At 60.1% G+C, this 9309-nt stretch carries 8 protein-coding genes and 1 pseudogene; 5 read left to right on the top strand and 4 right to left on the bottom strand.

Going from position 1 to position 9309, the window contains the following annotated elements:
• The 3 genes and pseudogenes from QZ964_RS17035 to QZ964_RS17025 form a co-directional block, all read left to right on the top strand.
• Nucleotides 1–139: pseudogene (locus tag QZ964_RS17035) on the top strand (IS630 family transposase); the annotation flags it as partial.
• Between the two features lie 146 nt (nucleotides 140–285).
• Nucleotides 286–1182, top strand: coding sequence for a crotonase/enoyl-CoA hydratase family protein (locus QZ964_RS17030; RefSeq protein ID WP_292532983.1), 897 nt, complete (start codon nucleotides 286–288; stop codon nucleotides 1180–1182).
• 37 nt (nucleotides 1183–1219) lie between these two features.
• Nucleotides 1220–3556: an EAL domain-containing protein gene (locus tag QZ964_RS17025; RefSeq protein WP_292532981.1), complete on the top strand. Its 2337-nt coding sequence runs from the start codon at nucleotides 1220–1222 to the stop codon at nucleotides 3554–3556.
• Between the two features lie 18 nt (nucleotides 3557–3574).
• Here QZ964_RS17025 and QZ964_RS17020 read toward each other — a convergent pair whose 3' ends face one another.
• A complete protein-coding gene (locus tag QZ964_RS17020; RefSeq protein WP_292532980.1) occupies nucleotides 3575–4267 on the bottom strand; it encodes an enoyl-CoA hydratase-related protein in 693 nt (230 codons plus the stop codon).
• A 456-nt stretch (nucleotides 4268–4723) separates the two neighbouring features.
• Here QZ964_RS17020 and QZ964_RS17015 point away from each other — a divergent pair, with 456 nt between their 5' ends.
• On the top strand, nucleotides 4724–5293 hold the full coding sequence (locus QZ964_RS17015) for a hypothetical protein (RefSeq protein WP_292532978.1): 570 nt from the start codon (nucleotides 4724–4726) through the stop codon (nucleotides 5291–5293).
• A 7-nt stretch (nucleotides 5294–5300) separates the two neighbouring features.
• Here the strand turns inward: QZ964_RS17015 and QZ964_RS17010 are convergent, their stop codons facing one another.
• Genes QZ964_RS17010 through proS form a run of 3 tightly spaced genes read right to left on the bottom strand, consistent with a single transcriptional unit; the run spans nucleotide 5301 to nucleotide 8607 of the window.
• Complete coding sequence (locus QZ964_RS17010) at nucleotides 5301–5984, bottom strand: ABC transporter ATP-binding protein (RefSeq protein WP_292532977.1); 684 nt, start codon at nucleotides 5982–5984, stop codon at nucleotides 5301–5303.
• Nucleotides 5985–5989: 5 nt separating this feature from the next.
• Nucleotides 5990–7270 carry a lipoprotein-releasing ABC transporter permease subunit gene (locus QZ964_RS17005; RefSeq protein WP_292532976.1) on the bottom strand — a complete coding sequence of 427 codons (1281 nt, stop codon included), beginning with the start codon at nucleotides 7268–7270 and terminating at the stop codon, nucleotides 5990–5992.
• A complete protein-coding gene (gene proS, locus QZ964_RS17000; RefSeq protein WP_292532975.1) occupies nucleotides 7267–8607 on the bottom strand; it encodes a proline--tRNA ligase in 1341 nt (446 codons plus the stop codon). The genes QZ964_RS17005 and proS overlap by 4 nt, the downstream gene beginning before the upstream one ends.
• A gap of 174 nt (nucleotides 8608–8781) precedes the next feature.
• Between proS and QZ964_RS16995 the strand changes: the two genes are divergently transcribed.
• Entirely contained in the window at nucleotides 8782–9081 is a 300-nt protein-coding gene (locus tag QZ964_RS16995) for a GNAT family N-acetyltransferase (RefSeq protein WP_292532974.1), read from the top strand.
• The last annotated feature ends 228 nt before the right edge of the window (nucleotides 9082–9309 follow it).

Below are 9309 nucleotides of genomic sequence, written 5' to 3'. Positions count from 1 at the left end.
GCTCGCGCGATCGGCACTTCGCCATATCCGCGTCGCGTCCAAACAGGAGTTGAAGGATCGAATCATTGAGGCAATCGACGACGTTAACCGTGAGCCTGTCGTTCATACCTGGACTTACAAGATCGACATCGCGGCATGATATGAGTCGATCCAAAGAAACGCTCTACTAGTTTAAGGCTCACATCGAGCCTCAAGCGATCGCGCGACCCTGCCCTGCAGAGCCTCGCGGTTCATGCGCATTCTCGCTTGATCGAGGGGGGAGGTCTTGGCCCTGAAGTATTGGATATGACTGGCGCCGCAAAGCCGCGCGGACCTGTTCCGCAGAATTTTCCAGATTGGACGTTCGATCACCTCGATGTCGAATATGACGCACCGACACAATCAGTCTGGATGATTTATAGTATTAAGGGCCCTGTCTGTTACACGCCGCACACGTTGAGCGAGATGACGCGCTTTAGTCGATCCCTTCAGGCGATGTTCGCCGCCGGTTTCACGGCGCGCACGCCCGTGCGTTATCTTGTCATCGCCTCGAATAAGCCCGGCGTTTTCAATCTCGGCGGCGATCTAGGCGTTTTCGCCGCCGCGATACGCACACATAATATTGATCTATTACGCCGCTACGCGCACAGCTGTATTGATTTAATCGATAGTCTCGTGAGGGGGCTCGATTTGCCGATCGTCACCGTTTCCGCGGTGCACGGCCAGTGCCTTGGCGGAGCCTTTGAGGCGGCGCTTGCGACAGATTTCATTCTGGCCGAAGAAAACGCTCGTTTCGCAATGCCCGAAATTGCGTTCAACACATTTCCTGGAATGGGGGCGGTTTCTCTGTTAACCCGGAAGCTGGGGGTCGCTCTCGCGCAAAAAATCATTTCTGAGGGCCGAGTGTATACGGGCCACGAGATGTACGATCTTGAAGCAGTCGATGCGCTCGCATCGGACGGCGAGCTTCGTTCGGCGACGCTAGCTTGGATGGCTAAAGGCGGCGAGGCGGCTTGGACGCGACGGCGGATCCTAGCGGAGGCGCGGCGCCGGTCGTCGCCGCTCACCCGGGAAGAACTCATACGGATTACTGACCTTTGGGCCGAATGCTCCACACGTATCAGTGACGCTGACCTGCGTCACATGGAGCGGTTGGTTCGCGCACAACGTCGTCTTCTTGGCTCAATCGGCTCCGCAAACTAAAGTGGCTGCGCCGATCCATCTCCATCAGAGGGTGACAATGGAAAGCGCCTCGCGCCCGGTCGAATCTTCAGGCGAGGCTTTCGCTGAGAAGACGGAAGCAATGGCCGAGGTGAAGACTGAAAACGTAATCTATCAAGATCTGGTCGAAACTCTCTTTGCAACCCAGGGCGCCTTTCTTGCCGGCATAGCCGCCGGCATGCTCGCACCCATCGTCGCTTGGCTAACGACTTGGCAAGATGTCTACCTGCAGCTCATCATCTTAATGAGCGGCATGGCCGCATATCGCATCTCCGTGTTGCTCGCATATACGCGTCAACCTCCCGCGCAGCGCCGAAAGGATGCGCGGCGCTGGGAACTTCGGTACGCAATCGGCGCGGTCGGTTTTATGACGGCAGTCGGGGTCACCGCCGCGATACTGTTCGTCGATCACCACGATGAAATGCTCGCTTATTACGGCGTGATCCTGATGACCGGCTGCGCTGGCGCGCTGGCGAGCCGCAACTCCGGCAGGCCAATGATCGTTTTCGGACAGGTGTTCGGAGCGTGCGCGCCACTCGCGATCGTTTGTCTTTTTTACTATAGCTTTTGGTATTGGGGACTGACGCTTGTCCTCATCATGGGCATGATTGCCGTAAAGTCGACAACAACGTTTCTGCACGCCAATCTCGAAACAGCGCTTCGCAACGGCTACGAGGCCGTGAAACAGCGAACGCTCTTCAGTCTGGCGCTCAACTCCATGACGCATGGCCTATGCATGGGAGACGCCGATCTGTCTGTCACGGTCGTGAATCGGCGCGTCTTCGATTTTTTCGGCATCGTGGCGGCGACGACGCCGATCAAGCTCGAAGCGCTTGCGCATGCCATCGGCAAGAGCGTGGAGCTGTCGCCTCAGGAAAGTGACATCTTCATCGAGCGATGGAAGCGGCACGTCGCAATGCCGCGCGCGAACATCTTCACGCACAAGCTTGGTGAGCGCTTCTTCGAATTCCACTGCGAGCGCGCCGAAACGGGATCCTTCGTCACCGTCATCGAGGACGTGACGCTTCAAAAGCGGGCTTTGCGCGAGATCGAGCGCATGGCGCATTTCGACGATCTGACAAATCTGCCGAATCGATACCAGTTTCAGGATACGCTCGAGGAAGAAATGCTTCAGCTCGGGCAGCGCGGATTTCAGGCCGCGCTGCTCAACATTGACCTCGACCGATTCAAGGAGGTCAATGACACGTTGGGCCATTCCATTGGCGATCAATTGCTGTCGGCGGTCGGCGCGCGTCTTGCCGCCTGCGTCCCCCAACCGCATGTGGTCGCAAGGCTCGGCGGCGACGAGTTCTGCGTGCTGCTACGCGCCGGCGACAAGCTTCCCGACGTCGACGAACTCGCCGCGAAAATACTGGGAGAGATGCATCGCACCTTCGTTGTCGAAAACCACGTCATCAACATCGGCGCGAGCATCGGCATGGCGGCGGCGCCAAAGGATTCGGAGACGTCCGGCGGACTGCTCAGATGCAGCGATCTCGCGCTCTACCGATCGAAAGCGCAAGGGCGCAGCAAGGCGATCTGGTATTCGCAGGAGATGCAAGACGCCCTGACCCGAAAGCGGGCGATCGACACCGAGCTGCGCCATGCCTTCCTGGCAAACGAACTCGTGGTCTATTACCAGCCGGTCGTCGATTCCCGCACCGCGACCGTCGTTTCCTTGGAGGCGCTGCTGCGATGGCGCCACCCGACCAGAGGAATGGTCCGACCGGGCGAATTCATTCCTGTCGCGGAAGAAACCGGCATGATTATCGAGCTCGGCGCCTGGGCGTTACGGCAGGCGTGCGATGACGCCAAATCCTGGCCCTCAAACGTCCGCGTCGCGGTCAACATCGCGCCCAGACAATTCCAGCAGAAGGATTTGGCCGAGATGGTCGCGCAGACACTGCGCGACTCCGGATTGGAGCCCGATCGCCTGGAGCTCGAAATCACCGAAACGACGCTCATGGAATCCGATGACGTCGATAGCAAATTGCGGCAAATTGAAGCGCTGGGCGTGCGCCTCTCGCTGGACGATTTCGGCACCGGCTACAGCAGCCTTGGCTATCTCAATCGTTTCCCGGTAAAGAAGGTCAAGATCGACCGTTCTTTCGCGCGGCAAGCGATCGAGTCGCCTAAAACTCAGGCGATCATCTCGGCGATCTCTGCGCTTGCGCAAGATTTGTCGATCGATCTCGTCGCCGAAGGCGTCGAAACCGACGCTCAACTGGCCTTCATGGCGAGCAAGAATATTTTCCTCATTCAGGGCTATCTGTATACGCGGCCCCGGCCGATCGAGGAGCTTCGACCGCTGCTTGCCGATTGGCGCGACGCGCCGCGCCTTGTCAGCGCGGCGTGAGCGTTCAGCAAGCAAGCTTCAGATGCGCTCAAGCGCCGCCAGACTCCGTCTGTCGACGACAGGCTGCACCATGCGCTGCGCGCGAAATATCGCGTGCGACGCATTGTAGCGCCGGCCGAACTGCGCGAGGTAATTCTCGATCGCGGTGGTGCCCGCCTGCGGTTCGACGACGTCTCGAACGATTAGCAGGTCGCGCGCTTCTTCGGCGGTCAGCGCCGTATCGCACGCCATGAGACGCTCGGCCTTGACAAAGCCCAATGTGCGGCCGACCGCAGCGTAGAGTCCCAGAAGGTCGACTGGATCTCCCGAAAAGGAGAACTGCGCGCTCTTTTCCGCGACAATCGCCGAGCAATGCATGGCGAAGTCGAAATCCGGGCCGCTCATCAGGCCCCGGGCCCAGGCGAGCGTGATCACCGGCGTATCGACGATCAGCTCCGAATTTTCAGCGGCGATGTCTCCGAAGCCTTCCGCCGGCCTTGGCGCTTCGCGTGCGCCATGGGCGAAATCGTAAACGAGGTAGCGAATTTCGTTCAGCTCCCCTCGGTCGATCGCGGCTAAAATATTAGTAATTGTCCTGATCGTGGGTGCGTCAAAACCTGGTCGAGTCTTGCGCAATACTAGAGCCTGACGATCTTTCAACCATACGGTCGAAAGACCGCCGCCATTGCCGGAAAGTTCATTCTGCGGGCGTAGATATGGAAAGTTCAGCATGTTTGCCGCCGTCGGTTTGTGGAGGTTGGACTAAGCTAAATGAAAATTTAACTTCGCCAACCCTGCCGCCGAGCATTGCATCAAAATTGCGCTGGCGTGAGATAAATACATGACGAATAGGTGATTTCTCGATCTCGGAAGCGTAGACAAATATCTATCGTCAGACGATATGAATTTTTTTATCGTCCGCCGACGGGAATGTACAATGAACGGGCGGCGCAAAGCTTTTTTGGGCGGAACTGCGCGTATTTTTTGTCTGCCGTGTGTCTCTTGGTCGCGGGACAAACGCTCCGCTCTTGATCTATACTAACTTAAGCGTTGCTGACGGTCCGGAAGCTTGTTCGTTGGCTCGCCTTCGCACAAAGAGTGTGCGAGACATGGCTGCGTCGGGACCGAACCCGCGCGCCATTTAAGACCGCTGAATGAGAGCGGCTGGTCCAGAAGGGAGAAAACCAGATGATGATGCGATTTTTTGCCGCCGTGCTGGTGGCGGCGGCCGGCTGGGTCACGCAAGCGCATGCGCACGGCGACGTCGGCGTCAACCAGGGTCAGTGCCTAATGAAGCTTGGCCCGGATACGATGACCTTCACCGGCTACCAGCCGCAAAAGTCACGCGAGCAGTTTTGCGACGACATTCCAGACGCAGGTCCCACCATCATCACGCTTGACGCTCAGCAAGACGAACTGCGCGACATGAACCTCGAGATGCGCGTCATCCGCGACGTCGGCCAGAAGGACGACAATGAAAATCTCGAGGCCAATACCGAATATTACTCTCCGCCCAACAAGTATAAGTCCGGCACCCTCACCTTCGAGCACGTCTTTCCGCAGGAGGGAAAGTTCATCGGGCTCGTTAAGGCGAAAAGCGACGACGGGACCAAGGAATATGTCGCGCGCTTCCCCTTCTCCGTCGGTTTGACGCAGTCGAGGGAAATTACGATCGCCGTGTTCTTCGGGGCGCTGGCGCTGGTCGGTTTCGGCCTGTGGTACAGGAATCAGTTTATGGCCAAGAAGCCGAAGGCTTAAGTCCGCTTCAGCTCAATAGCTCAACACGACCGTCGCGTAACGTCACGCGGCGGTCCATTTGTTTCGCAAGTTCGAGATTGTGAGTGGCGATGAGCGCCGCGAGTCCGGTGCTGCGCGCGAGGGCCAGCAGCGTCCCGAAAACATGCTCGGCCGTGCGCGGATCGAGATTGCCGGTCGGCTCGTCGGCAAGCAGAAGATGCGGCGCATTGGCGACCGCGCGCGCGATGGCGACGCGCTGCTGCTCGCCGCCGGAAAGCTCCGAGGGCCGATGCGACGCGCGCGGTCCAAGCCGCAGATAATCGAGCAGCTGTTGCGCCCTGAGGCGCGCTTCGCCCTTGTTCAAGCCATTGATCATCTGCGGAAGCGCGACATTCTCGAGCGCCGAGAACTCCGGCAGCAGATGGTGGAATTGATAAACAAAGCCGACAGTGGCCCGCCGCAGCCGCGTGCGCTCGGCGTCGGACATGCGCGACGTCGGCGCATTCTTGATCAGGACCTCGCCGCCATCCTGTCGCTCCAGGAGCCCGGCGATATGGAGAAGCGTCGACTTGCCGGCGCCCGACGGTGCCAGCAGCGCGACCGTCTCGCCAGGGTGGATCGACAGATTGATATCGACAAGGATATCCAGTCGCGCCTCGCCCTCGCGATAGTGGCGTGCGACGTTGCGCAATTCGAGAACGGCTTCGTTCATCGCGGTTACTCGTGCCGCAGCGCTTCGATCGGGTCGAGCGACGCTGCCTTCCAGGCTGGATAGATCGAGGCGAGAATGGCGAGAACGAGAGTCATGACGACGATCGCCGCGACTTCGCGCGGGTCGACGATCGCCGGAAGCCGCGAGAGGAAATAGAATTCCGCGGGAAAGAGATTGGCGTCGAAAAGCTTGTTGAGCCCGACGCGAATGGCGTCGAGGTTTTTCGCCAACGCCAGACCCAGCGCAAATCCTGCCAGCGTGCCGACGACGCCGATCGAAGCGCCGATAATCAGGAAGACGCGCAGCACTGCGCCGCGCGTCGCGCCCATGGTGCGCAATATGGCGATGTCCCGAGTCTTGTCCTTCACGAGCATCGTCAGGCCTGAGATGATGTTGAAGGCCGCGACCACGACGATCAGCGCCAGAATGATAAAGAGGATGTTTTTTTCGACCTGCAGCGTGTCGAAAAATGTTTTGTTGCGCTGGCGCCAGTCGGTGACGATTAGAGGACGCGTGACTGCTTTTTCGACGTTCATGCGAAAGTCGTCCATCTTCTCGGGATCGAAGACGAAGGCTTCGATGACCGTCGCTTCATGTTCCTTATTGAAGAAGAGCTGAGCCTCCGAGAGCGGCATGTAGACGAAGACGTTGTCGAATTCGGACATGCCGATCGAGAAGATCGCGACGACATTATAGGCCTTGATCCGCGGCGCGACGCCAAACGGCGTCTGCGCGCCTTTGGCGATGAGCAGGCTGACCGGGTCGCCGACGCTGACCCCGAGCGTTTCCGCCAACCGCTGGCCGATGGCGACGCCGCCGGCCTTGTCGAACCCCGCCAGCGCGCCGCTCTTCACATTGCTCGCCACGCCCGGCAGCCGCGTCAGATCCTTCTCGCGAACGCCACGCACCAGCACGCCCGATTGGCCGAACTGAGTCGATATGCCGGCCGCGCCCTCGACCATCGGAATCGCCAGCTGCACGCCCGGCAGCTTGGCGGTCTTTGCGGACACCTGATCCCAATCGGTGAAGGGAGTCTCCACCGCCTGAAGAAAGGCGTGGCCGTTGACGCCCAGGATTTTGTCCATCAGCTCGCGATGAAATCCGTTCATCACCGAAGTGACGACGATCAGGGTTGCGACCCCCAGCATGATGCCGAGAAATGAAAATCCGGCGATCACCGAGACGAAGCCATCGGCGCGGCGGGCGCGCAGATAGCGCAGCGCCAATGTCCACTCGAAGGCCGAAAAAGCGCCGGCGCCTTTCGCCGGCAGAGCCGCTTCGGTCATGCCCGCCCCGGCCTGATGGCGGCGACGATGCGGGTGACGGCGTCGTCGGGCGCGAGCAGCTCGCGCTCTCCCGTGCGGCGTTGCTTCACCTCCACCCTGCCCTCGGCGAGGCCTTTGGGACCGACGAGAACCTGCCAGGGCAGGCCGATGAGATCGAGCGTGGCGAATTTCGCGCCGGGACGTTCGTCCCGGTCCTCGTGCAGCACGTCCAGACCGGCGTTCTCAAGCTGCTCGATGAGAGCGGCGCAGACTTTGCCGGTCGCCTGGTCGCCGACTTTCAGGTCGGCGACGCCGACGTGAAACGGCGCGACCGATTCAGGCCAGATGACGCCATTGTCGTCATGGCTCGCCTCGATGATGGCGGCGACAAGACGTGACGGCCCGATGCCGTAGGAACCCATTTGCACGACGACCTCCTTGCCGTCCGGCCCGTTGACCACGGCCTTCATCGGCTCGGAATATTTGGTTCCGAAGTAGAAAATATGGCCGACTTCGATGCCGCGCGCCGCGACCCGCGCCTCCTCCGGGACTGTGGCGAAAGCCGTCGCGTCATGCATCTCGCTCGTCGCTGCGTAGCGGCTGGTCCATTTGTCGACGATTCCCTGCAGACCCGCCGCATCGTCGAAATCGACCGAGGCCGGAGGCGGCGCGAAGGACAGGAAATCCTTATGGCAAAAGACCTCGCTCTCGCCGGTCGAGGCGAGGATGATGAATTCATGGCTGTTGCCGCCGATCGGGCCGGATTCGGCCGCCATCGGAATGGCGGTCAGCCCCATGCGCGCGAAGGTGCGCAGATAGGCGACGAACATTTTGTTATAGGAATGGCGGCCGGCTTCGGCCGTCAGATCGAAGGAATAGGCGTCCTTCATCAGGAACTCGCGCGAGCGCATCACGCCGAAACGCGGACGGACCTCGTCGCGAAACTTCCACTGGATATGAAAAAGATTGAGCGGCAAATCCTTATAGGAGCGCACCGAGGCGCGGAAAATCTCGGTGATCATCTCCTCATTGGTGGGGCCGTAAAGCATCTCGCGGTCGTGGCGGTCGGCGATGCGCAGCATTTCCTTGCCATAGGCGTCATAGCGCCCCGACTCGCGCCACAGATCGGCGGGCTGGATGGTCGGCATCAGACATTCGATGGCGCCGGCGCGGGTCTGCTCCTCGCGGATGATGGCGTTGATCTTGTTCAAGACCCGCAATCCGAGCGGCAGCCAGGCGTAAATGCCGGCCGACTCCTGCCGGATCATGCCCGCCCGCAGCATCAGCCTGTGCGAGACGATTTCGGCCTCTTTCGGCGTCTCGCGCAAAATGGGCAGGAAATAGCGGGAAAGGCGCATGTGGTATCCGGTTGGGCGAATCGGGGAGCGGCGAGCATAGCCTGTCCGCCGCCGGAGCAAACGGCGCGGGCGGGGCCTATCAACCCCCGCATGGCCGAAAACGCAAGCGGGAGGCGCCCTTCCTTTTTGGGCGGGCGGGCCCATTTCGGGGGATGAACTCTTGAGGAGGCCGGCATGAGTCGGGCTGTGGCGAAACATCACTGGGGAAGCGTCCGCGATAATCCGGAACTCAGTCGCTTCGAACTCGACGCCGACGGCGATACGGCGCTCGCCTATTACCGCATCGACACTGGCGTGATGGTCTTCACCTCGACGCAAACGCCGCCGCAGCTGCGCGGTCAGGGCGTCGCTTCGGAGCTCATCCGCAACGCGCTGGAATTCGCGCGGGCGCGCGGTCTGAAGGTCCAAGCCGACTGCTCCTTTGTCGTCGACTATTTGCGGCGCCATCCCGAGTTTGCGGACTTAGCACGCTGACCTAGTGCTCAGATTCCTTGAATCCGCTCATATGCGGTGGATTCCGTCGGAGCACTGCTGCGTTTATACACTTGTTCAGCGATTTGCTGAACGAGATAGGTTGATCATGGCGGCTCCACGTCGAGTGATCGAGTTGGCGTTTACGGAGAGCGACCTGGCGGAGTTAATGAGGCTTGCGCGTTCGCGGACAGAACCGGCGAGCCGGGTCGAACGCGCGCGGATGCTCCT

Origin of the sequence: Methylocystis sp., assembly GCF_021731785.1 — a bacterium.
Lineage (GTDB): Bacteria > Pseudomonadota > Alphaproteobacteria > Rhizobiales > Beijerinckiaceae > Methylocystis.
Note: the sequence above shows the minus strand (reverse complement) of the source record. Positions and strands in the feature narration are given on the sequence as shown.